Annotated in this window: 21 protein-coding genes and 1 other RNA gene; 16 read left to right on the plus strand and 6 right to left on the minus strand. The window is 63.8% G+C overall.

Annotated features, from left to right (window positions below; translation table 11 throughout):
* Window positions 1–165 precede the first annotated feature (165 nt).
* On the minus strand, window positions 166–1,617 hold the full coding sequence (locus ENJ37_02900; protein ID HHL39434.1) for a fibronectin-binding domain-containing protein: 1,452 nt from the start codon (window positions 1,615–1,617) through the stop codon (window positions 166–168).
* 294 nt (window positions 1,618–1,911) lie between these two features.
* Here ENJ37_02900 and ENJ37_02905 point away from each other — a divergent pair, with 294 nt between their 5' ends.
* The 16 genes from ENJ37_02905 to ENJ37_02980 all read left to right on the plus strand — a co-directional run bounded on the left by ENJ37_02905 (window position 1,912) and on the right by ENJ37_02980 (window position 19,918).
* Window positions 1,912–3,054 (plus strand): peptidase, encoded by a 1,143-nt coding sequence (locus ENJ37_02905; GenBank protein HHL39435.1) that lies wholly within the window; start codon window positions 1,912–1,914, stop codon window positions 3,052–3,054.
* Window positions 3,055–3,426: 372 nt separating this feature from the next.
* Window positions 3,427–3,759, plus strand: a complete 333-nt coding sequence (locus ENJ37_02910; GenBank protein ID HHL39436.1) for a hypothetical protein — start codon at window positions 3,427–3,429, stop codon at window positions 3,757–3,759.
* Between the two features lie 172 nt (window positions 3,760–3,931).
* Window positions 3,932–4,924 (plus strand): 4Fe-4S dicluster domain-containing protein, encoded by a 993-nt coding sequence (locus ENJ37_02915; protein HHL39437.1) that lies wholly within the window; start codon window positions 3,932–3,934, stop codon window positions 4,922–4,924.
* Between the two features lie 15 nt (window positions 4,925–4,939).
* Window positions 4,940–6,148: a polysulfide reductase gene (locus ENJ37_02920; GenBank protein HHL39438.1), complete on the plus strand. Its 1,209-nt coding sequence runs from the start codon at window positions 4,940–4,942 to the stop codon at window positions 6,146–6,148.
* A 69-nt stretch (window positions 6,149–6,217) separates the two neighbouring features.
* A complete protein-coding gene (locus ENJ37_02925) occupies window positions 6,218–7,027 on the plus strand; it encodes a hypothetical protein (GenBank protein HHL39439.1) in 810 nt (269 codons plus the stop codon).
* Window positions 7,028–7,682: 655 nt separating this feature from the next.
* On the plus strand, window positions 7,683–9,596 hold the full coding sequence (gene dnaK / locus ENJ37_02930; protein ID HHL39440.1) for a molecular chaperone DnaK: 1,914 nt from the start codon (window positions 7,683–7,685) through the stop codon (window positions 9,594–9,596).
* Window positions 9,597–9,934: 338 nt separating this feature from the next.
* A complete protein-coding gene (locus ENJ37_02935) occupies window positions 9,935–10,828 on the plus strand; it encodes a J domain-containing protein (protein HHL39441.1) in 894 nt (297 codons plus the stop codon).
* 86 nt (window positions 10,829–10,914) lie between these two features.
* Window positions 10,915–13,200 (plus strand): ATP-dependent Clp protease ATP-binding subunit, encoded by a 2,286-nt coding sequence (locus ENJ37_02940; protein ID HHL39442.1) that lies wholly within the window; start codon window positions 10,915–10,917, stop codon window positions 13,198–13,200.
* Between the two features lie 39 nt (window positions 13,201–13,239).
* On the plus strand, window positions 13,240–14,271 hold the full coding sequence (locus ENJ37_02945; protein ID HHL39443.1) for a universal stress protein: 1,032 nt from the start codon (window positions 13,240–13,242) through the stop codon (window positions 14,269–14,271).
* A 107-nt stretch (window positions 14,272–14,378) separates the two neighbouring features.
* A complete protein-coding gene (locus tag ENJ37_02950; protein ID HHL39444.1) occupies window positions 14,379–14,600 on the plus strand; it encodes a hypothetical protein in 222 nt (73 codons plus the stop codon).
* A gap of 18 nt (window positions 14,601–14,618) precedes the next feature.
* Window positions 14,619–14,885, plus strand: coding sequence for a cell division protein ZapA (locus ENJ37_02955; protein HHL39445.1), 267 nt, complete (start codon window positions 14,619–14,621; stop codon window positions 14,883–14,885).
* Between the two features lie 6 nt (window positions 14,886–14,891).
* A non-coding RNA gene (gene ssrS, locus ENJ37_02960) (6S RNA) lies at window positions 14,892–15,070 on the plus strand.
* Window positions 15,071–15,144: 74 nt separating this feature from the next.
* Window positions 15,145–15,843 (plus strand): 5-formyltetrahydrofolate cyclo-ligase, encoded by a 699-nt coding sequence (locus tag ENJ37_02965; protein HHL39446.1) that lies wholly within the window; start codon window positions 15,145–15,147, stop codon window positions 15,841–15,843.
* A gap of 29 nt (window positions 15,844–15,872) precedes the next feature.
* On the plus strand, window positions 15,873–17,429 hold the full coding sequence (gene rny, locus ENJ37_02970) for a ribonuclease Y (protein ID HHL39447.1): 1,557 nt from the start codon (window positions 15,873–15,875) through the stop codon (window positions 17,427–17,429).
* 90 nt (window positions 17,430–17,519) lie between these two features.
* A complete protein-coding gene (locus tag ENJ37_02975) occupies window positions 17,520–18,311 on the plus strand; it encodes a TIGR00282 family metallophosphoesterase (GenBank protein HHL39448.1) in 792 nt (263 codons plus the stop codon).
* 401 nt (window positions 18,312–18,712) lie between these two features.
* Window positions 18,713–19,918 carry a tyrosine--tRNA ligase gene (locus ENJ37_02980; GenBank protein ID HHL39449.1) on the plus strand — a complete coding sequence of 402 codons (1,206 nt, stop codon included), beginning with the start codon at window positions 18,713–18,715 and terminating at the stop codon, window positions 19,916–19,918.
* 195 nt (window positions 19,919–20,113) lie between these two features.
* Here ENJ37_02980 and ENJ37_02985 read toward each other — a convergent pair whose 3' ends face one another.
* The 5 genes from ENJ37_02985 to rnr all read right to left on the minus strand — a co-directional run bounded on the left by ENJ37_02985 (window position 20,114) and on the right by rnr (window position 26,919).
* Window positions 20,114–20,935, minus strand: a complete 822-nt coding sequence (locus tag ENJ37_02985; protein HHL39450.1) for a UDP-2,3-diacylglucosamine diphosphatase — start codon at window positions 20,933–20,935, stop codon at window positions 20,114–20,116.
* Window positions 20,860–21,738 (minus strand): shikimate dehydrogenase, encoded by an 879-nt coding sequence (locus ENJ37_02990; protein HHL39451.1) that lies wholly within the window; start codon window positions 21,736–21,738, stop codon window positions 20,860–20,862. The genes ENJ37_02985 and ENJ37_02990 overlap by 76 nt, the downstream gene beginning before the upstream one ends.
* Window positions 21,726–22,697, minus strand: a complete 972-nt coding sequence (locus ENJ37_02995; GenBank protein HHL39452.1) for a bifunctional riboflavin kinase/FAD synthetase — start codon at window positions 22,695–22,697, stop codon at window positions 21,726–21,728. The genes ENJ37_02990 and ENJ37_02995 overlap by 13 nt, the downstream gene beginning before the upstream one ends.
* Before the next feature lie 371 nt (window positions 22,698–23,068).
* Window positions 23,069–24,754, minus strand: a complete 1,686-nt coding sequence (locus ENJ37_03000) for an AarF/ABC1/UbiB kinase family protein (GenBank protein ID HHL39453.1) — start codon at window positions 24,752–24,754, stop codon at window positions 23,069–23,071.
* Window positions 24,751–26,919 carry a ribonuclease R gene (gene rnr, locus ENJ37_03005; GenBank protein HHL39454.1) on the minus strand — a complete coding sequence of 723 codons (2,169 nt, stop codon included), beginning with the start codon at window positions 26,917–26,919 and terminating at the stop codon, window positions 24,751–24,753. The genes ENJ37_03000 and rnr overlap by 4 nt, the downstream gene beginning before the upstream one ends.
* Window positions 26,920–26,954: the final 35 nt, after the last annotated feature.

Genomic DNA, 26,954 nt, shown 5'->3' on the forward strand with positions numbered 1-26,954 from the left:
CCACGTTTCCCCCAGACCCCCTTCAAAGACTTTTAATTCCCTGCGGATCATCCCGATTTTGCAGGCAAAATCGGGATGATCCGCAGGGCGTTAAAAGTTTTTGGAGGGAGTCTGAGGGAACCTTTTTACAAAAAGGTTCCCTCAGGGTAATTAATCAGAGTTTCCTTAGCTTTCTTTCAGGGGCGGCCCCGGGGTGACGCGCAGTGTCCGGTATTCCATGGCGGTCACTGTGCCCGGCGGAGCGCCCTTTGGTTTTTTCACCTTTTCCGCCGGTGCGCAAATGACCTCGGCCCCGGCCTGGTCCGGGAGTCTGCTGAAGCGGGCCGCCAGGGAGGCGGCTTCGATGATCGAGCGCTCGATGGTTTCGATGGGGCGGCCCGCGCACTTGAGCACCACGTGCGAGCCCGGCGCGTCCTTTGCGTGGAACCAGAGGTCACCGGCCGAGGCGTGGCGGCGCAGGAGAAGGTCGTTTCCGGCGTCGTCTTTTCCGCAGAGTATGGTGAGGCCTTCGGAGCTTTCGAACCTTCGAAACGGCGCGGCCTGTGTCTGCCGTCCTTGCGGCCCTCTTCCCTTGGGCAGGCGCGGCGCGGCGCTCCGGCCCGCGGCGGCTTCGAGTTCGCGGCGAAGCGCCGGGAGTTCTTCCTCGGAGACGGCGGCGTCGATGCGGCGCAGGAGGCCGTCGAGGCGCTCGATCTCGGCCGCCGTCTCCGGTATGCGGCTTTTCAGCAGTTCGAGGGCCCTTTGGGCCTTGCGGGCCCGCCTGAAGAGGCGCTCCACGTTGGCCTGGGGGGAGAGGGCCGGGTCGAGCGCGACGGTCACGGGGCGGGGCGGCTCCTCGAACCAGTCGGTCACCTCCACCGACGCCGCCCCTTTCCTCAGCAGCCCGTAATTGGCGGCCAGGAGCTCGGCGAGCCTGCGGCAGCGCAGCTCGCTTTCGGCCCTCGTCCTGTCGCCCTCGAGGTTTCGGAGTTTTCTCGCCGCCTTCTTTCTCGCCGCCGCCGCGGCCCTGCGAAGCGCCGCCCTCCCGGCGCGGAAGGCGTCGGCGTCGTCGAGCTCCCCGTAATAGCGCTCGGCGGCCTCGTTCCACGTCCCCTCTCCCCTGTCCAACGGCGGCCCTTCACGCCTGCCGCCCGGGGGAAGCGGCGCGAGCCTCTCGCCCGGCCACACGGCCCGCGGCGACCGGCCGGGCGCGTAGAGGCGCAGGGCGTCCACGACCACACCATCGCCGTCGACGAGTATGATGTTGCTCGACTTGCCGGTGAGCTCGCAGACGAGGCACATGGGCCGCGGCCCTTCTTCGCCGCGCACCGTGAGCCTCAGGCGCGCTATGCGCTCTCCCTCAACGGCCTCGACCCCTTCTATGCGGGCGCCCGTTATCCTGCTGCGCAGAAGGGCGCACAGGCGCAGCGGCGCCGGAGGGCTCGGAGGCCGCCGCGTGGTGAGATACATGGCCGGATGGACCCGGTGGGCCGAGACGAGGAGGCGCTTTTCGCCGCCGCGCGCGAAGACCTTGACTATGATGCGGTGATCGTCGGGCTGGTAGACCTTTGAAACGATCCCGCCCCGCAGGGCCCGGTCGAGCTCCGAAGTTATGGCGGCGAGAAGGATTGGGTCCATGAAGTGAATATACCACGAATCCGGGGGCCTTTTGCAAGAGAGCGCGGGTGTTGACTCGACGGGGCCGGGCGGTTATAGTGTCGGGTGGAGACGCCTTGCGGAGGGCCTGCGCCGGGTCCGCTTGCGCGGCGCGCCTTCGAGCCCCCGGAGGGTTCGGGCCGCAAAGGCGTAACAGTCCCGCCTGGCGCGGCCCGAACCTTCCGGGGGGCTCGAAGGGGGCTGAAGTTCGGCTGCCTTCGGGAAGCTCTGAAGTCTTTAGAAGGGGGGGGGGCGGATGGAGCATAGGGTGCCCTTATGGAAAAAAGAGAGGGATTCATGAAGGACGTGCTCGAGAGGATATTCACCGTCAACCTCGGGGTGAGGCCGCACGAGCGGGCGCTCGTCTTTACGGACCTGCCGGCCGCGGGCGAAACGGCGCGTCCTGGCGGCGAGGGGGCGGATGCGCAGCTTCGCGGGATTGCGAGACTGACGGCCGAGGCGGGCCGGGCCTTATGCAGGGTCGACTACGTGGAGTTCCCTTCCACGGGCGGCCACGGCAAGGAGCCGCCCGAGCCGCTGTGGGAGGCCGCCTTCGGCTCCGAAGTCGTCTCGGAGCTCAGGGAGGCGGGGCTTCTGGGCCGCCTGCTCGCCAAGGAGGCGGATGCGGCCGATCTTGCGCGCGTGGAGGAGGTAGTCAGGGGCTCGGCCGCCGGGGGGCCTGACGCCGTGGTGGCGCTCTCCCGCTACTCGACGAGCCATACGAGGTTCCGGGACCTCCTTACAAGGTGTCTGGGCGCGCGCTACGCCTCAATGCCGCTCTTCGAGAAGTCCATGATATACGGCCCCATGGCGGCCGACTGGCGCGAGGTCGAGGCCAGGACGCTGCGCCTTTGCAGGCTCGCCGACGGCGGGGCGGAGGTCCATATAAAGGCTCCCAACGGCACGGACATACGCTTCTCCATCGAGGGCCGCTCCTTCATCGCCGACACGGGCATACTGACCGAGCCAGGCTCGTTCGGCAACCTGCCGGCCGGAGAGGCCTTCCTCGCCCCCGTGGAGGAGACGGCCGAGGGGGTGCTGGTGCTCGAGTGGGGACCGACCGGCAGGTTCGTCGAGCCCGTCGTCCTGAGGTTCGAGGGCGGTTTCGTTGCGGAGGTCTCCGGCGGCGACCCCTTCGCGGCAGAACTCGGCGGGAAGATAGCGGCCGAGCCGCTTGTCGGCAATCTCGCTGAGCTCGGCATAGGCACCAACGACAGGGCCGCAAGGCCCGACAACATCCTCGAGACCGAGAAGATACTGGGCACGGTACACATGGCCATAGGCGACAACTCTTCGTTCGGCGGGCGCGTGAGCGTGCCCTACCACCAGGACTTCGTCCTCTACCGGCCCACGGTGGTCGTCACGAAGAGGGGAGGCGAAACAGTGAGGCTTTTGATCGATGGAAAACCGGCCTTTTGATTACCCTGAGGGAACCTTTTTGTAAAAGGGTCACAGACCCACGGTTCCCTCAGACTCCCTCCAAAAACTTTAACGCCCTGCGGCCCATCCCGATTTTGCTTGCAAAATCGGGATGAGCCGCAGGGAATTAAAAGTCTTTGAAGGGGGTCTGGGGGAAACTTTCTACAGAAAGTTTCCCCCGGTGAAATAAATCGGAGCTTCATTAAAATACTGTTGCCTGAATCATGGAAGTTTGTTAATGTAAATTCTCTCGACCACCCCGTGGTATGACAAATGTCATGGTATGGCAACAAATCGCATCCGCGGTGGCGGCTTCGGGTGCACGGGGCCGAGGGGATGCGCAACAATAAAAGAGACAGGGGGACTTGAACTATGGAAAACGAGAGGCGAAGACCCGACGAGGCCGCAGCGTTGCGGGAGCTTCGGGAGGCCGTTGCGGCCGAGAGGAAAAAGAACGAGCTCTCGACAAGGCGCTCCATGCTCAAGAGCGCTGCTCTGGGCGCCCTTGCGCTTGTCACCACCGGGACTCTTGCCAAGAAGGTGGCCGACAAGGCGGTCGGCACCGACGCCCAGAGGGCGTACCTGGCCGACATAGTGCCGGGAGACGCCGTCTGGAAGGCGCGCAGGTTCGTCCTCATGACCGACGGCGAGAAGAGGGCCCTGGTCAGGAAGTTCGAGGACGACTACCGCAAAAGGCGCGCCTGAGGGGCCGGGACGTCCCGAGATCCCGCTGCGCGGCAGAGGGCGCTCGCTTCGCAGCGCAGGCGGGACCGCTTCACTCCCTGGTCGTTCATCATGAGAGGGGGCATTCTCGAAGGTTCCCAATAAACATTCCTGGAGGACAGAAGTGGCCGAGGATAAGAATAAAGAAAAAAGATTGGACGGCAGTGTCACGCGCCGGGATTTCATGAAGAAGTCGGCGCAGGTCGGCGCGGCCTCCGTTGCCGGGGCCGCGGCTCTTCTCACGGGGTCGGACGACGCCGAGGCCAAGGCCACATGGGCCGAGTGGTTCCAGACCAACTACAGGCTCATGACCGACGACGAGAAGAAAGAGGCCATAGCGAGGCTCGAAAAACGCTACTCCGAGGAGTACGGCAAGCGCGTAACCGTAGACGGCTCTCCGCCCATGGAGGGCGTGCTCTTCGGCTACGCCCTCAACATACAGAAGTGCATAGGCTGCCGGCGCTGCGTGCACGCCTGCGTGCGCGAGAACAACCAGTCGCGCCACGACCCCGAGATCCAGTGGATAAGGGTCATAAAACTCGAAAAGGGCAACTTCTCCGCCGACGACATGAACAGCGGCTACCCCGAGGGCCACGGCATACAGGTCGGCGGCAACGCCTACAAGAACGCCGGCGTCGTGCTCGAGGGCCAGCACTACTACGAGCCCGAGAAGGTGCCGGAAAAAGATCATTTCTACCTGCCCATCCAGTGCATGCAGTGCGAAAAGCCGCCGTGTGTTAAGGTCTGCCCCGTGCGGACCACCTATCGAGACCCCGACGGCGTGGTCGTCATCGACTACAACTGGTGCATAGGCTGCAGGATGTGCATGGGCGCCTGTCCCTACTGGGCGAGGCGCTTCAACTGGGCCGAGCCCAACCTGCCGCCCGACGAGATGAACCCGAGGACCCACTACCTGGGCAACAGGCCCCGCATGGTCGGCGTCGTCGAGAAGTGCACCTTCTGCCTGCAGCGCTCGCGCAAGGGCCGCTACACGGCCTGCGTCGAGGTCTGCCCCGTGGGGGCGCGCAAGTTCGGCAACCTCCTCGACCCCGAAAGCGAGGTGCGCAAGATACTGGACCGCAAGCGGGTCTTCAGGCTCAGGGCCGACCTCAACACCTATCCGAAGTTCTTCTATTTCATAGATTGATAAGGGGATATCGCCATGGTCAGTTTTGTCTTCGATTACGTAGGGTACATCCTCAAGGGCGGAAAGAAATACTACGCCTGGATGCTCTCGCTCCTGTTCTTCATGTTCATAATGGCCTTCTGCCTCGTCCACCAGTGGACGCACGGCATGATAGTGACGGGCCTCACCGATCAGGTGACCTGGGGCATCTACCTGGCTAACTTCGTCTTCCTCGTCGGCGTGGCCGCCGGAGCCGTGACCGTCGTCTTTCCGTCCTACGTATACCACAACAAGGACCTCAAGAAGGTGGCCGTGCTCGGCGAGATGGTGGCCATCTCGGCCGTCATCATGTGCCTGCTCTTCGTCGTGGCCCACATGGGGCGCCCCGACAGGGCCTGGCACATGATACCGGGCATAGGCATCTACAACTGGCCCAACTCCATGCTGAGCTGGGACGTGCTCGTCCTAAACGGCTACCTGCTGCTGAACCTCATATGCGGCTTCTACTACCTCTACAAGAAGTACAGGGGCGACGAGCTCAACAAGAGCTTCTACATGCCGCTCATCTACATCTCCATCGTCTGGGCCCTGAGCATCCACACGGTGACGGCCTTCCTCATCAACACCATGCCGGCCCGTCCCATGTGGTTCCACGCCATAATGCCCATACGGTTCATCTCCACGGCCTTCGCCGCCGGACCGGCCCTCATCATCGTGGCCTTCATGATAATACGCAAGAACACGAACCTGGAGATCTCGGACAAGGCGATCGAGTTCCTTGCCCAGGTAATCGTCTGGTGTCTCGGCATCGGGCTCTTCCTCACGCTCTCCGAGGTCGTCACCGAGCTCTATCCGAGCACCGAGCACTCCTTCTCGCTCAAGTATCTCATGTTCGGCAAACACGGCCTCTACAAGCTCGTCCCATGGTTCTGGGCTTCGCTCCTCTTCCTCATCGTGCCCTTCGTCATGCTCATGAGCCCCAAGGTGCGCCGTGACCACAAAAAGCTCGTCACGCTCTGCGTCATCGCCTTCCTCGGCGTGTGGATCGAGAAGGGCATGGCGCTCGTGCTGCCCGGCTTCATCCCAAGCCCCATAGGCGAGTTCAGCGAGTACTCTCCGTCGTGGATCGAGATATTCAACTCCATCGGTTTCTGGGCCACGGGATTCTTCGTGCTCACCATCCTGCTCAAGGGCGCGGTGGGCATACTGACCGGCGAGATAAAGTACTCCCACCTGCCCCGCTGATGCGGCCCGGCCCGCGTATGCGCAGGGGCCTGGAGGGATCTTCAAGAAACGCATAAAAGGAGTGTTCCTGTGAAAAAGATCGATATCACCACAGCCGTTTTCGTGGTCCTCTTCACGGCGTCTGCGGCCCTCGCCGCCGAGGAGGGGCACGGCGCCCACGGCCTCGGCACCTCGGGCGAGGACACGACACCGCTCACCGAGTGCTTCGAGAGCAGGGAGAAGTACACCACCGTAGAGATAACGGAGATCGAGCCGGGCTGGCCCAACGTCAAGTGCTCGAGGCGCACGGGAGGGGTGCTATGGTGGGGAGACCCCTTCTACGGCACCGAACCCATGGGGGAGATGCCCATAGAGGCCGACTACAGCCACGAGGAGGCCGTCGTGAGGCCGCGCACCGAGAAGCTCCAGTACTTCATGCCCTGCTCGGTCTGCCACAACGGCGAGACCGTGCCGTTCCCCAAGGACAAGAAGCCCAGGCTGCTGCAGATGCACCAGGATATAGTGCCCAACTCGCTGGAGCTCAAGCACGGACGCGGCGCCATATGGTGCCTCGACTGCCATAACGCCAAGAACCGCGACACCCTCGTCGACCACTTCGGCGGCGAGATAAGCTTCAACCAGCCCCAGCGCCTGTGCGGCAAGTGCCACGGCGAGGTCTACAAGGACTGGCGCGACGGCATACACGGAAAACGCATAGGCATGTGGGTGAAGGGGGGAAAGAAGCGCTGGTGGGTCTGCACCGAGTGTCACAACCCCCATACGGTCCAGACCAGGCGCTTCGACAGGCTCCGCCCCGAGCCGGCACCGGCCCTTCCCAAGGGCATGAAGAACGCCGACCATGAGCGCCACCACGGCGGAGGTCACGGCGGCGGCCATTGACGGGCCGGGGCCGGCTCGGCCTTAACGGCCGCGTCTGCTCCGGGGCCGGCTTCGAGGCTCCAGGCCCGGCACAGCTTCAAGCTGTGCCGGGTTTTTTTCGCCGGAGGACCTTGCCGCCGCCCCGGGGCTTGACATGGGGCGGCGGCGTTCCTACATTAATATTTGGGAAAACTCTGACTGATTACCCTGATGGAACCTTTAACGCCCTGCGGATCATCCCGATTGTGCTTGCACAATCGGGATGATCCGCAGGGAATTAAAAGTCTTTGAAGGGGGGCTGGGGGAAACTTTCTACAGAAAGTTTCCCCCGGAACTGCTTTGGGGGAGACTTTCTGTAGAAGGGCCATAGGCCCGCGTTCCCCCGTACCCTCTCGTATGTTATCCGGATCTTCGGCGGCGGCGGATGCGGGCGGGAGCCCCCCTTCAGACTTGAAAAAGTTTTCCCCGGGGTGATTGATCAGAGCTTATGGCGCGCGGAAGCGTTTGCGAGGCTGCGGATAGGCCGGCTGCGGCGTTGTCTTCGCCGGCCGGTGTTGTATGCCGCAGGGAGGTGCTGTCAAGTCGCGGCGGTGCGGGAGGCGGAGGGTGCCCATCCTGTAAAGCGGTTTGACAAGGCCTGAAAAAAAATATATAGTACAGACTCAAGGAGGCGCAGATGGGCAAGATCATAGGAATAGACCTGGGCACCACCAACTCGGTCGTCGCCGTCATGGAGGCGGGCGAGCCCAAGGTGATAGTGAACGAGGAGGGCCACAGGATAACCCCCTCGGTCGTGGCCTTCACCAAGGACAAGGAGATACTGGTCGGTCAGGTGGCCAAGCGTCAGGCCGTCACCAACCCGGAGAACACCATATTCTCCATCAAGAGGTTCATGGGCCGCACCTACGACGAGGTCACCGAGGAGATGAAGATGGTGCCCTACAAGGTCCGCAAGGACGCCCAGGGCAGGGCCGTCGTACACTCGGACAACATGGGCAGGGACTATCTTCCGCCCGAGATATCGGCCATGATACTGCAGAAGCTCAAGCGCTCGGCCGAGGCCTACCTGGGCGAGTCGGTGACCGAGGCCGTCATAACGGTGCCGGCCTACTTCAACGACAGCCAGCGCCAGGCCACAAAGGACGCTGGCAAGATAGCGGGCCTCGAAGTCAAGCGCATCATAAACGAGCCCACCGCCTCGAGCCTCGCCTACGGGCTGGACAAGAAGAAGGACGAGATCATCGCCGTCTACGACTTCGGCGGCGGCACGTTCGACATATCGATCCTCGAGGTCGGCGAGGGTGTCTTCGAGGTGAAGAGCACCAACGGCGACACCCATCTCGGCGGCGACAACTTCGACCAGAGGATTATCGACTGGCTCGTCTCGGAGTTCAAGAAGGATCAGGGCATCGATCTCTCCAAGGACAGGATGGCGCTGCAGAGGCTCAAGGAGGCGGCCGAGAAGGCGAAGATAGAGCTCTCCAGCGTGGCGGAGACCGAGATAAACCTCCCCTTCATAACGGCCGACTCGACGGGACCCAAGCACCTTGTCATAAGGCTTTCGCGCTCCAAGCTCGAACAGCTCGTAAACGATCTCGTCGAGCGCAGCCGCAAGCCCTGCGAACTCGCGCTCAGCGACGCCGGGCTCAAGGCGTCGGACATAGACGAGGTCGTGCTCGTGGGCGGCATGACGCGGATGCCGCTCATCCAGCAGATGGTCAAGGAGTTCTTCGGCCGCGAGCCCCACAAGGGCGTCAATCCCGACGAGGTCGTCGCCGTCGGCGCGGCCATACAGGGCGGCGTGCTCGCCGGAGACGTGCGTGACGTGGTGCTCCTCGACGTAACGCCGCTTTCGCTGGGCGTGGAGACGCTGGGCGGTGTTATGACGACCCTCATCCCACGCAACACGACCATACCGACCAAGAAGAAGGAGACCTTCACCACGGCGGCCGACAACCAGTCGCAGGTGGAGATACACGTGCTCCAGGGCGAGCGCCCCATGGCGCGCGACAACCGCACGCTCGGAAGGTTCCATCTCATGGGCATACCTCCGGCTCCCCGCGGAGTGCCGCAGATAGAGGTGACCTTCGACATTGACGCCAACGGCATCCTCAACGTCTCGGCCAGGGATACGGCCACGGGCAAGGAGCAGAAGATCACCATCACGGCCTCGAGCGGCCTCGACAAGGAAGAGGTCGAAAAAATGATCAAGGACGCCGAGGGACATGCCGAAGAGGATAGGAAGAGAAAGGAGCTCATCGAGCAGCGAAACCAGCTCGACTCGCTCATCTACTCCACCGAAAAGCTCCTCAAGGAGAACCGTGAAAAACTGCCCGAGGCCGAGCGCACCGAGATGGAGGAGGCCGTAAACTCCGCCAAGTCCACGCTCGAAAAGGAGGACATGGATGAGATAAAGGCGGCCGTGGAGAAGCTCAACTCGGTATCGCACAAGGTGGCCGAGCTCCTCTACAAGCAGGCGGCCGGGACCCCGGGAGCCGGCGCCCAGGCCGAGCAGCCGCGGGAAGAGGAAAAGCCCGCGGACGTGGTGGATGCGGAAGTGGTGGACGACGACAAGAAGGAGTCCGCATAGCGTTGCGCGGCCCGGCCGCCCCGGCGGCGGGGCGGCCGGGCCGACCGCATCGCCCCTTCCTTCCACCCGTCCGCAAGCCCTCCCTGCCCGGCGCAACACCACGAGCCCGGTTGAACAAGAGCCCTTCAAGGAGGAAAGCCGTCCCTTGGGGAGGCCATCTGACAGAGGACCGCATGCCCCCTTTCCCCGTCCTTTCCGGGCCCCTCCGGTGTCGGCCGCGGTGACCCGGAGCTTTCTCTTCTCCCCGCGATCCTCACGGCAAGGGCTGCCTGGATCGACGGTTCGGGGAAACGTTAAAGGGGTGCCTGCCGGCGGACGCCGCACAGGGCAGTGACGTCATGGTTCAGGGCAAGGATTATTACAAGATACTCGGCGTTTCAAAGGACGCGAGCGACGAGACCATAAAGAAGGCCTATCGCAGGCTTGCGCGCAAGTACCACCCCGACCTCCATCCCGGCGACAAGGAGATGGAGAGGAAGTTCAAGGAGATAAACGAGGCCTACGGCGTGCTGGGCAATCCCGACAGGCGCAAGGAGTACGATCTGTCGGGCAAGGTCTCCTTCGAGGGCATGGGGCCGGCCTACAGCGGCTTCGACTTCAAGGACTTCGGCTTCAACTTCGGCGGCTTCGAGGACATATTCAGCGAGGTCTTCGGCGCCAGGGCGCGGCGCAAGGGACCGGTGCGCGGCAAGGACGTGGAGCACGCGCTCCACATCGACTTCGTCGACGCCTGTCTCGGAACGGAGGTCGAGGTCGTCACCCCCAAGAGCGGTTTTCTGCGCGGCGGCGAGAAGGTGAAGGTCAAGATACCTCCGGGGGTGAGGAGCGGCACGAGGGTGCGCGTGGCGGGCCGGGGCGAGCCCGGTGTGATGGGGGGGCAGCCGGGTGACCTCTACCTGCGCATATTCGTCAACCCCCATCCCTACTTCAGGCGGGTCGACAACGACATATACCTCGATGTGCCCATAACCATCGGCGAGGCCATCACGGGCCGCGAGATCAGGGTGCCCACGCTGGACGGCATGGCCACCGTCAAGATACCGCCGGGCACGCAGGGCGGCCAGAAGCTGCGGCTCAAGGGCAAGGGCGTGCCCACCCCGGGCGGCAGGCGCGGCGACCAGTACCTCATCATAAAGGTCGCCATTCCGAAGAACATCGACGCCAAGTCCAGGCGGCTCATAGAGGAGTTCGAGAGTATAAATTCCTATGACCCGCGAAGAGGATTGTGGTAAAATAAATCAAGGCCTTCCACTGCGGACAGGATGCGGCATGTGACCAGGCGGCTTCGGCGGCTGCGAATTTTCCCGAGGGGTTCACTATGACTGAGCTCGAGGCCCTGAAAGAGAAACTCGGTCCCAGGGCCCAGGCGGTCCTGGACAGGGCGATAGAAGAGAGCAAGAACCGCAACCACTTCTACCTCGGTGTGGAGCACATCTTCCTCGCCTTCGCCAGGGTGGAGGAGACCTTCTTCAGCGAGGTCATGGAGGACCTCAATCTCGACGCCTACCACGTGCTCAACTTCCTCAACGAGCACCTCAACGTCTCGCGCCAGTACATAGGCGTGGGGCTCAAGGTCCCGCCCGCCACCAAGAACATCTTCAAGCTCGCCTGGGAAGAGGCCCAGCGCTGGGGCCGCGACGAGCTCGACCCGACGGACCTGCTCATGGCCATCTTCCAGGAGAACCAGAGCCTGCCGGCCAGGATATTCCGAAGCTTCGGGCTCGACCCCGACTACGTGATGCGCAAGATCGCGCTTCGCGTAAGGAGCAAGGAAGAGATGGAAGAGGAGATCAAGAAGAAGTACGAGCTCCCGCCAAACCTCAAGCACTTCGCCGTCAACCTCAACAAGCTGGCAAGGTTCGACAAGATACCGCCCATCATAGGCCGTGACGCCGAGCTCGAGCAGCTCATCGAGGTCCTCTGTCACATCGACCGCAGCAACTCGGTCATGGTCGTCGGCGAGCCCGGCGTGGGCAAGACGGCCGTCGTCGAGGGGCTTGCGCGTCTCATCGAGCTCAACCCCTCGCGCGTGCCCCGCAGGCTGCGCGACAAGCACATCGTGAACCTGCAGATGAACTCCGTCGTGGCCGGCACCATCTTCCGCGGCATGTTCGAGGACAGGGTCGAGAAGATCATAAAGGAACTCAAGGAGCGCAAGAACATCATCCTCTTCGTCGACGAGGCCCACACCCTCATCGGAGCGGGCAGCGCCATGGGCGTGCCCTCCGACGCGGCCAACATCTTCAAGTCCACGCTCACCCGCGGCGAGGTCCAGATAATAGGCGCCACCACGCTCGCCGAGTACAAGGAGTTCATCGCCGAGGACGAGGCCCTGGCGCGCCGCTTCCGCACGGTGCAGATCGAGGAGCCCTCAATCGACGACACCCGCTCCATACTGATGGGCATAAAAGGCAGGCTCGAGAGGAACTACTCGGTCACCATCCTCGACGAAACCATAGAGACGGCCCTTGAGATGAGCTCGCGCTACATGCGCAGCCTCAGGCTTCCCGACAAGGTCATAGGCTGGCTCAACACGGCCTGCGTCAAGGTGGAGATAAACCGGCCCGACGAGCCCGTCCGCCCCGACGACGTCATCGAGGTCATAAGCCAGGAGACGAAGATACCGCGGGACATGATCTTCCGCGACACGACGGCCCGCTTCCGCGACATGGAGAAGGCGCTTTCCAGGAGGCTCGTTGGCCAGCGCGAGGCCATAGACTCCCTTGCAAGGAGGCTGCGCCTCAACAAGGGGCCGCTCAAGGAGAATTTTTCCCGCCCCGACGGCGTGCTCCTCTTCCTCGGCCCCACGGGCGTGGGCAAGACCGAGCTTGCAAGGGCCCTTGCCGAGTTCCTCTTCGGCGACGAGAAGAAGATGATCCGCATCGACATGAGCGAGTACAAGGACTCGGCTGTGTCGGTGGACAAGCTCATCGGCATGCCCCGCGGCATAGTGGGCTCCGAGCGCGGCGGGATACTCACCAACCAGGTCCGCGAGAACCCCTACTCCGTGGTCCTCCTCGACGAGGTGGAGAAGGCCCATCCCTTCGTGCTCAACCTCTTCCTCCAGGTATTCGACGAGGGATGGCTCACCGACGGCCGCGGAAAGCGCGTCTACTTCAGCGACACGGTCATCATCATGACGAGCAACCTCGGCGCCGACGAGTTCAAGAGGTTCGTCAAGCCCCTCGGTTTCATGGGCGAGGACTCGAGTGTGGACAACCTCAAGAAGTCCATAATGAAGGAGGTGGAGAACGCCTTCACGCCCGAGTTCCTCAACCGCATCGACGACATAATCATCTTCTCGCCCCTGACGCGCAAGGAGGTCTCCCGCGTGACCCACATGTACCTGGACAAGATAAAGGAGCACATGGCGAGGCACGGAAAGCACCTCGTCGTCACCGAGGCCGCCGTTGACAGGCTCGTCGAGACGGGCTACAGCGCCAAGTACGGCGCCAGGTTCCTGAAGCGCAACATAGATGACAAGGTAAAGATACCCCTGACCCTCAAGTGGAAAGAGGGCGACGTGTTCCGTGTGGACGCCTCGAGCGGCGACGACGTCGTGACCGTCGAGGTCGAGGAACTGCCCGAACCGGTCCTCGTCTGAAGGGGAGGCCGGGGCGGCGTCCGGGGGCGCGGCGGGCCGGTGTGGAGGGCGCCCCCGCCTGAGGCGACATGTCCCCGCGCCGGGGGCTTTGGGAGAGGCGGGCCCTCCGCACGAAGATGCGGCGGGCCGGGCGGGAGGGCGCCCCGCCTGAGACGAAATATCCCCAGCCCCGGAGGGCCTTGGGGAGAGCGCGGGCCCTCCGCACGAAGATGCGGCGGGAAATCCTACGGAGGTCTTCTCTTGATAAAGAACATACTCGTTGCTCTCGACGGCTCCGACCACTCCACGGCCGCAGCCGACTGGGCCCTGTGGCTCGCCCGTCGCCTGGGGGCCGACCTCTCGGCTCTCCACGTCGTCGACATCGTGGCGCTCGAGGGGCCTTTCTTCCATGACCTCTCCGGTTCGCTGGGGTTCGAGCCCTTCCTCAACTTCTCTTCCAGCATGAAAGAGATAATGGAGTCCAACGGCCGCGAGATACTGGCCTCCTTCAAGGAGAGCTGCGGCGAGGCGGGTGTGGAGGCCCACGACCACATGGCCTACGGCGTTGTGACTACCGAGATATGCGAGCGCGCCACGGTGGCCGACCTCGTCATACTGGGCCGCCGCGGCGTCAACGCCAGGTTCGAGTACGGCATGCTCGGCTCGGTGACCGAGGGGGTCATCCGCAAGTCTCCCAAGCCGGTGCTCGTCGTGCCCGAGAAGTTCAAGCCCCCATGCAGGCCGCTTCTCGCTTACGACGGCGGCCACAGCGCCAGCAAGACCATGCACTCGGCCGCCGAGTTCGCAAAGGCCCTCGACCTCGCCCTCACGGTCGTCGCCGTCGGCGGGGAAGAGGCCGAATCGCTGCTCAGGGACGCCGAACACTACCTCGCCTCCTACGAGGTGGAGGCCGATTTCGTGAAGCTCGAGGGCGACCCTCCGACGGCCATAGCCGAGTATGCGCGAGGCGAGGGGAAGGACCTCCTCTTCATGGGGGCCTCCCACCACGCAAGGCTCGTGGAGATGGTGCTCGGCTCGACGACCGAGTACGTCATGAGGGCCGTGGAGCGGGCCTTCTTCATCGAAAGGTAGGGCGGCGGAGCGGGGAAGGCCCGGCCGACGCCGCCGCGAAGGGCCGGATAGTCCTTGACTTGCCGGGACAAAAGACGTACTATATATATGTAGAAAAGGAGTCTTTAATGGATCTCGAGACGTTTCGCAGGCTTGAGGAGGCTCTTGAGAAGCTGCTGCAAAGTCACGGTGCGTTAAAGGAGGAGAAGAGGTTACTTACTGAAAGGCTTAGGGAGAAGGAATCCGAGATCGAAGGGCTCAAGGAGAGGCTCGAAAAGCTCGATTCGGAGAAGGAGCTTATCAGGGACAAGGTAGACGGACTTCTTAACAAGCTCGAGGGCTTCATCTAAACTTCCGGGGGTCTCGTCTTGGAAGGCGTCGTTGAAGTCAAGATACTGGGCCAGACGCTCATCGTCAAAAGCGATGGAGACGAAACCTATGTGCGCGCCGTCGAGGAGCACTTGAGAGAGCAGATAGAAGAGGTCAAGCGCTATACAAAGGCCGTATCCACACTCGATGTCGTACTGCTTACGGCGCTTAATATCACCGGAGAGCTTGTAAAGACGAAGAAGCAACTGGACAGCTTACTTGCAAGGTCGGAGGAACTTACGCGCCAGATTGAACAGAGGAGATGACGGGCTTCTCCCCTGCGGTGTTCGTGATCGATTGGTGATTTTTAGAACCAACACAAACGGTCAGGGAGCCTGCTCTGTCCGTGGCCGGCGTATCCCCCTGCGGGAAGGCCGAAAGCGGTTACCGGGCGCCCACCTATGAACCACGGGTTCATAAATACTTTCGACACGGCACAGGCGGGGGAGAACTTTATACGGCCCTTCCAAACCCTCCCGACCAGCCCGCAAGTCCCTGCCCGCCTTCCTTCAGGCCGATCCGCCCATGCGGAGCCGCGCCTGTAGATTCCCACACTGCCGGTCCCTGGCCGTCCATCGGCCGTCCTTACCCGAAAGCCGAAGCATACACGGACGGACAGAGGTCTCCACTACCATGGCGGCAGCCGCGGCCAAGAAACGGCTTAGAAGCGAGATGCTCGCAAGGCGTCACGCCCTTGCGCCCCGGTCGGTGAGCTCACTGGGCGAGGCGGTGCGGCTCAGGCTCGCATCGACGCCGGAATACGCGGCCGCCCGTACCGTGGCGCTCTACTGGGCCGTGGACAACGAGGTCCCCACGGCCGCCATAGTGGCCGACGCCCTGGCGGCGGGCAAGTCGGTCTGTCTGCCGAGGGTGAATGGGCGGAGCCTGAGCTTCCACAGGGTTCTCGACACGGCAACACTCCGTCCCGGCAGCTACGGCGTGCCCGAGCCCCCCGACGACGGCCAGCCCCTGCGGGCCTGCGACTTCGACCTCGTCGTCGTGCCCGGCGTGGCCTTCGACATGCGCGGCGCGAGGCTCGGCTACGGCATGGGCTACTACGACCGGTGGCTCGCCGGTGTGAGCGCGCCGGTGGCAGCGCTCGCCTACGACTTCCAGGTGGTGGAAGAGATGGAGACCGACGGTCACGACGTGCCCGTGACCGTCATAGTCACCGACAGGAGAGTACTCAGGCCGCGGCCGCGGGACCGCGGCCATCACATATAGAAAGGGGTGTTGCGGAGATGGGAATATCGATGGCGTTCACCGTCACGGCCGTGGCCGTGCTGGCCATGCTGGCCGGCGTGGCCCTGGGGTACGTATTCAGGAAGAGCTTTCTGGAGAAGAGCCTCGAAGGGGCCAAGAACTCTGCCGAGAACATCATAGCCGATGCCAGGAAAGAGGCCGATAACATACTCAAGGAAGCGAGCCTTCAGGCCAAGGACAGGATATACCAGAGCAAGCTCGACCTCGAGCGGGAACTGAAGGAGAGCCGAAAGGAGATAAGCAACCTCGAAAAGAGGCTCGTGGCCAAGGAGGAGAGCCTCGACAAGAAGTTCGAGTCCCTGGACCGCCGCGACGCCGAGCTCAAAAAGCGCGAGAGGAACCTGGACAACCAGGAGCGCAGGCTCGCCGACAGGGAAAAACAGATCGAGAAGGTGCTTGCCGAGCAGAGGAGCAGGCTTGAGGGCATGGCCGGCATGACGGCCGAAGAGGCCAAGCGCATGCTGCTCGAGTCCATGGAGGAGGAGGCGAAGCTCGATGCCGCCAAGATGCTAAAACGCATCGAGGAGGAGACCCGCGCCGAGGCCGACCGCAGGGCCAAGGACATCATAAGCCTCGCCATCCAGCGCTACGCGGGCGACTACGTCTCCGAGCGCACCGTCTCGGTCCTTGCCCTTCCGAGCGACGAGATGAAGGGCAGGATCATAGGACGCGAGGGCCGGAACATCAGGGCCATCGAGGCCGCAACGGGCATAGACATCATCATCGACGACACCCCGGAGGCCGTCATCCTCTCGGGCCACAACCCCGTGCGCCGCGAGATCGCGCGGCTCGCCATCGAGCGCCTCGTCACCGACGGCAGGATTCACCCGGCCCGCATCGAGGAGATCGTCGGCAAGGTCGAAAAGGAGATCAACCAGGCCATAATGGAGGCCGGCGAGCGCGCCGTCTTCGACGCCGGGCTCCACGGCATACACCCGGAGATCCAGAAGCTCATCGGCCGGCTCAAGTTCAGGACCAGCTACGCCCAGAACGTCTACGCCCACTCCCTGGAAGTCGCCTTCATATGCGGCGTCATGGCCGCCGAGCTGGGCCTCTCGGTCAAGCAGGCCCGCAGGGCCGGCCTGCTTCATGACATAGGCAAGGCCGTCGATCACGAGGTCGAGGGCCCACACGCCGCCATAGGGGCCGATATAGCCAGAAAGTACAACGAGAGCCCCAGGATCGTCGCCGCCATCGCCTCCCATCACGACGACGAGCCGGGCTCGGTGCTCGGCGTGCTCGTCCAGGCGGCCGACACCCTCTCGGCCGCCCGTCCCGGGGCGCGCCGCGAGATGATAGAGACCTACGTGAAGCGTCTTGAAGACCTGGAGAAGATAGCAAAGAGCTTCAAGGGGGTCGAAAAGAGCTACGCCCTCCAGGCGGGCCGCGAGCTGAGGGTCATCGTCGAGAACAAGGCCACGACCGATGAGGGCGCCGTCGTGCTCTCGAAGGACATAGCCAAGAAGATAGAGAAGGAGCTGAGCTACCCCGGCCAGATCAAGGTCACCGTCATAAGGGAGACGAGGGCCGTGAACTACGCCAGGTAAGGGAAAGTCCGATTTGCTTCGCCGGGGGGAACCGCGGGCCCGTGGCCCTTCTTCGGAAGTCTCCCCCGGTTAAAGGGGGCCGGGGCGACGATGGCCGACAAGGTGGGCATACTCTTTTTGGGAGACGTGATAGGGCGTCCCGGCAGAAAGGCCCTCAGGAGCGTTCTGCCGGCGCTGCTTGACCGTTACGACCCCGACGTGCTCGTGGCCAACGGCGAGAACGCCGCCGGAGGCTTCGGCATCACCCCTCAGGTGGCCGAAGAGCTCTTCGGTCTCGGCGTCCACGTCATCACCTCGGGAAACCACATCTGGGACAAGCGCGAGGTGCTCGACTACATCGACGGGTGCGAGCGGCTCATCAGGCCGGCCAACTACCCCGAGGGGACGCCGGGCAGGGGCTCCGCGCTCTACCGCTGCCGCACCGGCGCCCTCGTCGCCGTCGCCAATCTTGCAGGCACGGTCTTCATGGACCCCCTCGAGTGTCCCTTCCGGGTGGGCAAGGCGCTGGTGGAGAGGCTCAGGCGCGCCACACCGGTGGTGGTGGTGGACTGCCACTGCGAGACCACATCCGAGAAGGGGGCGCTGGGATGGCATCTCGACGGGCTTGCAAGCGCCGTCGTGGGCACCCATACCCATGTGCAGACCTCGGACGAGCGCATCCTGCCGGGCGGGACGGCCTACATAACCGACGCCGGCATGACGGGCTCCATGGACTCGGTCATAGGCGTAAAGAAAGAGGCGGCCCTTGCGAGGTTCCTCACCAGGATGCCCTCGAGGTTCGACCCCGCCACAAAAGACCTCGAGGTCCAGGGCCTGTGGATGGAGATCGACGGCGGCAGCGGCCGGGCCCTCTCGGTGGAGAGGGTGAAGGAGAAGGCATGAGCCGCCGGAGAGTCCCCCCCCGGTTCCTCGCCCCATCGTATGTTATTCGGATCTTCGGCTGTACCGGGGAGTTCGGCCCGCGCCAGGCGGGATTTTTACGCCTTTGCGGCCCGAACTCCCCGGCACAGCCCCCCGAGGCAGCCGGCGTGGGCAGGACACCCCCTTCAAAGACTTTCAATACGAGTTGGTTTCCCCCTGTCTTGCGGAGCAAGACAGGGGGAAACCAACTCGCGTTAAAAGTTTTTGGAGGGAGTCTGAGGGAACCGGGGGTCTGTGACCCTTTTACAAAAAGGTTCCCTCAGTGCAATAAATCAGAGTTTCCTTAGCGTCAAAAGACTTTTAACGCTGCGCCGTTTGTGCGATAATCGTGCGCCGATATCACTTTTCGAGGTGGGCGGGAGATGACTGGCGAGGTGAGGAGGCAGCTTGAGCTCATTAAGCGGGGCGCCGAGGGGGTGGTGAGCGATCAAGAGCTCGCCGCAAGGATCGAGGAGTCGGTGAATACGGGCAGACCCCTTCGTGTGAAGGCCGGTTTCGACCCCACGGCGCCGGACCTCCATCTCGGCCACACGGTGCTCATCCAGAAGCTCAAGCACTTCCAGGAGCTTGGCCACTGCGTCCATCTCATAATCGGCGACTTCACGGCCCGCATAGGCGATCCCACGGGCAAGAGCGAGACGCGCAAGCCCCTTACGCGCGAGGAGGTGCTCCGCAACGCCGGGACCTACCGCGACCAGGTCTTCAAGATACTGGACGAGTCGAAGACGGAAGTGGTCTTCAACGGCGAGTGGATGGACCGGCTCACGGCGGGCGAGCTCATAGGGCTCGCCGCCCGCTACACGGTGGCGCGCATGCTCGAGCGCGACGACTTCAAGAAGCGCTACGCCTCGGGCCGTCCCATCGCCATACACGAGTTCCTCTATCCGCTCATCCAGGGCTACGACTCGGTCATGCTCAAGGCCGACGTGGAGCTCGGCGGCACGGACCAGCTCTTCAACATGCTCGTGGGGAGAGAGCTGCAGCGCGACTACGGCCAGCGTCCCCAGGTGGTCATCACCATGCCCATACTGGAGGGCACCGACGGCGTGCAGAAGATGAGCAAGTCCCTGGGCAACTACATAGGCATAACCGAGCCGCCCTCGGAGATCTTCGGCAAGGTCATGAGCATATCCGACGAGCTCATGGTGCGCTACTACGAGCTTCTAAGCGACGTCGAGCCGGGCCGCCTCGAGGAGATCAGAACAGGCGCCGTCCATCCCAAGGAGGCCAAGGAGGCCCTGGCCCTGGAGCTCACGGCCCGCTTCCACGGCGAGGAAGAGGCCCGCAAGGCGCTCGAGGCCTTCAGGGCGCTCTTTGCAAGGAAGCAGACGCCCGACGACGTGGAGGAGACGGGGATCAGGGCCGACGGCGAAGAGATGTGGCTTGCGCGGGTCATGGTGGAGGCGGGCCTTGTGTCGAGCACTTCCGAGGCGGCGCGCCTCATGACCCAGGGCGGCGTCAGGGTCGACGGACGGAGAGTGACCGATCGCAAGACCCGCGTTCCCACCAATAAGCCCATACTCATCCAGGTAGGAAAACGCCGTTTCCGAAGGGTCGTCTTCCGTTGAGGGAATCGGAAGTCTTTGAAGGGGGCATCTTCCCGCCGTCCACGGCCCGCCCGGTGTCCCCGGCGTCGCGTGGGAGGTTCGGACCGCAAAGGCGTAAAAAAACCCCGCCTGGCGCGGTCCGAACCTCCCACGCGACGCCGGGCGGCTATGAACAACACATGGAACACATGGGGGTGAAAGGCGGACCTGCGGCCCTTATGCAGAAGGCTTCTCCCCCATGAGATCATCGAGGGCGGCGATCCTGAAGCTGCCTTCTTCGTATACGAGGCAGGTCGGCTCCGTGGAGGCGCAGCTTCCGGGGTTGGCGTAGATGCCCCTGCGGTGCGCGCCTCTTTCTTCGCCGACGCAGGGGCGGTGTGTGTGGCCCGTGATCACCACATCGGCGCCCGCCGCTATCTTTCTTCTTGCGAAGGCCCGCATGGCGCGTTCCAGCGCGGCGGCCCCGCCTCCGCGCTTCCTGCGGCTTCTTCGGGAGAGGCGGGCCGCCGTGTGGAAGAAGAGGGCCGGCGGGAGGACGGTCTTCAGGAACCTGAAGACCGGACTGCGCAGGAAGGCCCTCCACAGGCTGTAGCCTGGTGTGCACCCTATGGTGTCGCCGTGGATTGCGATGACCCTGCGGCCGTCGAGCGTGACGGTGCAGGCGTGGTCGTGGACACGGGCGCCGAGCACATCGGTGAAGAAGCGGCCCATGTGAAAGTCGTGGTTGCCCTCCACGTATACGATCTCCACGCCCTTTGCCCGCGCCTCCATGAGCGCCGCGAGAACGGGCAGGTAGCGAAGCGGGACCATCTCGCCGAAGCCGGTCCAGAACTCGAAGAAGTCGCCCACTATGACGAGCCGGCGCACTCCCGCGTCGTGGAAACTTTCCAGGAAGCGGACGAGGCGTTTCTGGGCGGGGTCGTCGAGGCCCCCGAGGTGGGCGTCGGCGATGAAGACGGTCTTCACTTGCGCGGCTCCTTCAGGGCCCCTTCGAGGGCGGCGCGCATGGTCTCCACAGGCGCCTTGCGGCCCGTCCAGAGCTCGAAGGCCAGGGCCCCCTGGTAGAGCAGCATGCCCAGCCCCCTGTGGACCCTGAGGCCCCGCCGGGCTGCGGCCTTCAGGAAGTCCGTATCGAGGGGCCTGTAGACGATGTCGCTGGCCACCGCGCCGGGACGCATGGCCTCCACCGGCAGATCGGGGGCGCCTCGGCCCATCATGCCGAGCGACGTCGTGTTCACCACAAGGTCGGCCTCTCTCGCGTTCTCGACGAGCAGCCCCTTGGAGAGGACCATGGCCGTCATCCGGGCGTCCGGGAAGAGCTCGCTCAAGTCGTCGATGAGGGCCTCGGCCCTCTCCAGCGTCCTGTTGGCCACGGTTACGGACCCTATCCCCTCGCGCAGCAAGGTGTGGAGCACGGCCCTTGCCGAGCCGCCGGCCCCGGCCACAAGGCACGTCTTTCCCCTCGGATCAAAGCCCGTCTCCTCGACGAGGCTTGCAAGCCAGCCTCGGCCGTCGGTGTTGTGCCCCCTGAGCCGTCCGCCGTCGTTGACCACTGTGTTGACGGCCCCGATTGCGCGGGCCTCGTCGCTCACTTCGTCGAGAAGCCCCATGACCCGTTCCTTGTGGGGGATCGTGATGTTCACGCCCGGCATCTCAAGGCCCCTGACGGCCGTGACGGCGTTCACCAGCGACCCGGGCGCAACGCGAAAGGGCAGGTAGACCATGTCGATACCGGTCGCCTCGAATGCGGCGTTGTGCATGACCGGCGAGAGCGACTGTTCCACCGGATCGCCGAATATGCCGGCAAGCCTCGTCCTGTTCGTTATCCTTACCTTGCCCAACCGTCCCCGCACTCCTTTTCATCAGTCTCTTCGGCCGCCGCCTCTTCGTCGAATACCCGTCTGGCGGCGGCGCAGTCATCCCTTATGCGCGCCGCGAGCTCTTCCAGCGAGTCGAAACGCCGCTCGTCGCGCAGCCTCCTCAGGAAGCCCACGGCGACCCTGGAGCCGTAGAGGTCGCCGTCGAAGTCGAGGATGTGGACCTCCACGCCGAGGTCCTTTCCTCCCGCCGTGGGGGCGGTGCCCACGTTGGCCACGCCGCGGCGCGCCGTCGGGCCGCACTCCACCGCCGCGGCGTATACGCCGCGGCGCGGCAGGAGCTCGGTCTCGACCGCGATGTTGGCTGTGGGGAAGCCGAGCCTTGCGCCGAGCCCCTTGCCCCTCACCACCTCGCCGTAGACGGTGAAGGGCCTTGTCAGAAGGCGGGCGGCCTCGCCGACGCGCCCGTCGCCGATGAGACGCCGTATGCGCGAGCTGCTCACCACCTCGCCGTCCACGGTGAGCGCCCCTATGACGGTGACGGCAAAGCCCAGTTCGCGGCCCAGTTCGGCGAGCTGCTCCACCGTACCGCCCTTTCCCTTGCCGAAGGAGAAGTCGTGGCCCACCATGACCTCGCGCACGGCGAGCCTCTCGACGAGCTCGTCCACCACGAACCGGCGCGGCTTCTGGGAGGCGAACTCCTTGGTGAAGTCGGCGAGCACGAGGTAGTCGATGCCGAGCCCGCCGATGAGCCGTATCTTCTCCTCCAGCGGCAGGATGAGCGGCGGACTCTTCTCCGGGGCCACCACCTTGAGCGGGTGGGGCTCGAAGGTGTAGACCGTGGACGGCGCGCCGAGCTCGCGGGCCCTCGTCCGCACCCGCTCCAGTATGCGGCGATGACCGAGGTGTATGCCGTCGAAGTTGCCGAGCGTCACGACAGAACCCCTGGCCGCCGCAGACTCCTCTCTCTTCAGTACCTCCATGAAAATCCGTCCTTACAGAGAGGAAGTTCCCACTCTCCGCTTCCGATTTGTTGCGCCGAGGGAACCTTTTTACAAAGAGGAAACGGCCCTCGGCTGTCGGGCCGCGCCAGGCGGGATCTTTTTACGCCTTTGCGGCCCGACAGCCCGCGGGCCGTAAAGGATTGAGAAGGGCTTCCCAGCCCCCACGGTTCCCTCAGACTCCCTCCAAAAACTTTTAACGCCCTGCGGTTCATCCCGATTTTGCTTGTAAAATCGGGATGAACCGCAGGGAATTAAAAGTCTTTGAAGGGGTCTGGGGGGAACGTGGGCCTATGGCCCTTCTGCAGAAAGTTTCCCCCAGGGTAAATAAGCGGAGCTTCCTTAGAGGTTCCCTAATACTTCCCCGATCTTATTATGAGGAAAGCGAGCCACAGTCCCAGCACGGCGGCTATGGAGAAGCCCACCATGCCGAGCACGGGGTAGCCCATGAATGTGGGCCCGCTCTCCGACGCCGTTATCATCGACGAGCCCACCACCATGGCCGCCACGATGAGGCCGAAGGTGAGCCTGTTGGACGAGCGGTCCATCTCGCCCATGAACTCTTCCAGGCCCCTGTGGACGAACTGGACGCGCATCTTGTCGCTCAGGACCTTTTTCAGGAGCTGCCCCGAGAGCGCCGGGAATCTTTCGATGAACTCCTTGTACTCCCTCATCGTCTCCAGCCCCTCGCGGGCGAGCGTTTCGGGGCTCAGGCGTCTTTTCACCAGGCTCTTCACATAGGGCTCGCTCTCGGCCACGATGTTCTGGTGGGGATTCAGGAGCCGGCCCAGGCCCTCGAGCTCCATGAGGCACTTGTCGAAGAGGAGCAGGTCCCGCGGCATCCTTATGTTGTAACGGGCCGAGAGCTTCGCGTACTCCCTGAGGAAGTCGTCGAGCCTTGCGGCGCCGAGGGGGCGGCCGAAGTAGTGGAGGAGTATGTCCTGGTAGTCGCGCCTGAAGGCGGCCTCGTCGATCTCTTCGGGCAGGATGCCGAGCCTGAGGTAGACGTCGGTGAGCCTCTCGTAGTCCTCCTTCACTATGCCGATGAATATGTCGGCCAGGTTCTCCTGCATCTGCCTGTCGATGCGGCCCACTATGCCGAAGTCGACGAGCGCTATCCTCTCCTCGCTCAGGACGAAGATGTTGCCCGAGTGGAGGTCGCCGTGGAAGAGTCCGAACTCGAAGACCTGCCGGAAGAAGACGTCGGCCAGAAGCCTTGCGAGCTTTCTGGTGTCCATGCCCGCCTCGCGCAGCCGCTCGACCTGGTCGATCTTGATGCCCGTCACCGGGTCCATGGTGAGGACCTTGCGTCCCGTGCGGCTCCAGCAGACCTTCGGTATGATCACCCTCGGGTCGTCGGCGAAGTTGCGCCGGAAGCGCTCCATGAAGCTTGCCTCCATGGAGAAGTCCATCTCGCGGCGCACGGTCACGTCGAACTCGTCGACTATGGCCACCGGGTCGTAGAGCCTGCTCTCCGGCACGTAGCGGTGGAGCAGACCGGCCATGTACCTCAGTATGGCCACGTCCGTTGTTATCTTTTCTTCGAGGCCCGGGCGCTGGACCTTTATGACCACATCGCGCCCCCCGGTCGTCACGGCCCGGTGGACCTGGGCTATGGAGGCGGCGGCCAGGGGCGTTTCGTCGATGCTCTCGAAGAGCTCCCCGGCGGGCCTCGAGAACTCCTCTTCTATTACGGCCCTCACCTCTTCGAAGGGTATGGGCGCCACCTCGTCCTGGAGCTTGAGGAACTCCGCGACGAACTCCTCGGGCACTATGTCCGGTCTCGTTGAGAGTATCTGGCCGAACTTTATGAAGGTGGGCCCCAGCTGCTCGAAGGCCATGCGCGCCCTGGCCGGAAGGGTGAAGGCGTCGCGCTCCCTGGCCCGTTTGCGCCCGAGCAGCCGCTCGGGCAGGGAGACGAGTCCGCCGAGGCGGAGGCGCTCCATTACGGGGTAAAAACCGTGTCTGGCGAGGGTCGTCACGATGGTGCGCAGCCTTCGCACGTTGCGGTAGGCGAGATGTATGCCCAGGGGACTCACGGCGAGCGTCTCCTCCCCCCGCGCCTTCCCCTGCGCCGCCCCTTTGCGCCGGCTTGCGCCGCGCCCTCGACGAGCCTCATCTCTATGCGCCTTCGCTCGAGATCCACGGCCTCGATCCTCACCTTCACCTCGTCGCCGGGACGGAAGCTCCTCTTGGTGTGCTCGCCCCTGAGCGTATGGCGCTTGTCGTCGAATATGTAGTAGTCGTCGCCCAGGCTCGTCACATGGACGAGCCCCTCGACGAAGTACTCCCTGAGCTCGACGAAGAAGCCGAAGGAGGTCACGCCGGAGACGAAGCCCTCGTACTCCATGCCCACCTTGTCCTTCATGAACTGGGCCTTCTTGAGGTCCGCTATCTCCCTTTCGGCCTCCATGGCCTTGCGCTCCCTCGCCGACGCGTGGGCCGCCACGGCGGCGAGCCTCTCTTCGGCCTCCTCGCCCCTGGGCCTGCGGCGGCGAAGCGCCGCCTTGACGAGCCTGTGGACCACGAGGTCGGGATAGCGCCGGATTGGAGAGGTGAAGTGTGTATAGTTCCTGAAGGCCAGGCCGTAGTGGCCGATGTTCTCCACCGAGTAGACGGCCTGTTTCATGGAGCGGAGCAGGAGGTGGTTTACGAGTCTTTCCTCGGGGCGTCCCTCGGCGGCGCTCAGTATGCGCTGCATGGCCTTGGGTCCCGTGCCCTTCTTCCCCGGCGGGTAGCCGAAGCAGGAGACGATCTCGAGGAAGTCGCGCAGCTTATCCTCGTCCGGTTCCTCGTGGACCCTGAATATGAAGGGTTTCGTGCGGCCGAAGCGTTCGGCCACGGCCCGGTTGGCGGCGAGCATGAACTCCTCGATGAGCCGGTGCGAGGCGAGGCGCTCGGAGCGCACGATGTCCTCGATGCGCCCTTCCATGTCGATTATTATCTGAGGCTCGGGCAGGTCGAAGTCGATGGAGCCGCTGCGCATCCGCCGTCCGGTCAGGGTCTGCGCCAGTGCGGCCATGGTCTTAAGGTCCGATACGACGGCCCTTCCCACTCCTTTCGCCGCCCGCCTGTCGCCGTCGAGCACCTGCTGGACCTGCCGGTAGGTGAGGCGCTTTACGCTCCTTATGACGCTTTCGTAAAAGCTCTTCTTCACCGCCCGTCCGCCGGCGTCGAACTCGATCTCCGCGGTGAGCGTGAGCCTGTCCACGCCGGGGTTGAGGCTGCATATGCCGTTTGAGAGCGGCTCGGGAAGCATCGGTATGCAGCGGTCCGGGAAGTAGACGCTCGTGGAGCGCGAGCGGGCCTCGGCGTCGAGGAGCGAGCCCTCCTTGACGTAGTGTGCCACGTCGGCTATGGAGACGTAGAGGCGCAGCCCCCCGCCGCCGGTCTCCTCCACGGCCACGGCGTCGTCGAAGTCCTTGGCCGTCTCGCCGTCTATGGTGAAGACCCTCTTTTTTCGCAGGTCCACCCGGCCCTCGGTCTCGGCGTCCGTCACCTCCTGTGGGACGGCCTCGGCCTCCTCCATAACTTCGGCCGGAAAGCGGTGGGGCAGCTCGTATTTCCTGACTATGACCTCTATCTCCACGTCCGGGTCGTCGGGGTCGCCGAGCACGGCGGTGACGCGGCCCGCGGGGGCCATGTGCTTTGCCGGCCAGCGGGTGATCTCGCACTCCACCATACGGCCCGCGCCGGCGCCCATGGAGCGCCCGGACGGTATGATGATCTCGTAGAGGAGCCGCTCGTCGGCGGGCACCACAACGCCGAAGCCCTTGCCCCGCTCGAAGCGGCCCACCACCGTGCGGTGGGCCCTCTTCAGTATCCGTATGATGCGTCCTTCCCGCTTGCCGCCGGGCTTGATCCCCTCCACCCGGCTTACCACCTGGTCGCCGTGCATGGCGCCGCCGAGCTTCCTCGGCCCGATGAAGACGTCCTCGCCGCCCTCCTCGGGACGGACGAAGCCGTAACCGTCGGGATGGCACTCGAGGGTGCCGCGCACGAGGTTCATCTTCGAGGGAAGACCGAGACGGCCGCCCCTTATCTTCACCAGCAGCCCCTCGGCCACGAGCCCCTTTATCATGCGCTTGAAACCCTCGCGCCGGTCCCTGGGCACCTCGAAACGGCGGACCAGCTCCTTCAGTCCCACGGGGCCCTCCGCCTCGCTCTCCATGAAGGAGAGCACGGCCTTTGAGTCGATCTTCATCAGCGTCCTTTCACATTTTTTGGTTCCCTATTATA

The sequence above is a fragment of the Deltaproteobacteria bacterium genome, from assembly GCA_011375175.1.
Classification (GTDB): domain Bacteria; phylum Desulfobacterota; class GWC2-55-46; order GWC2-55-46; family DRME01; genus DRME01.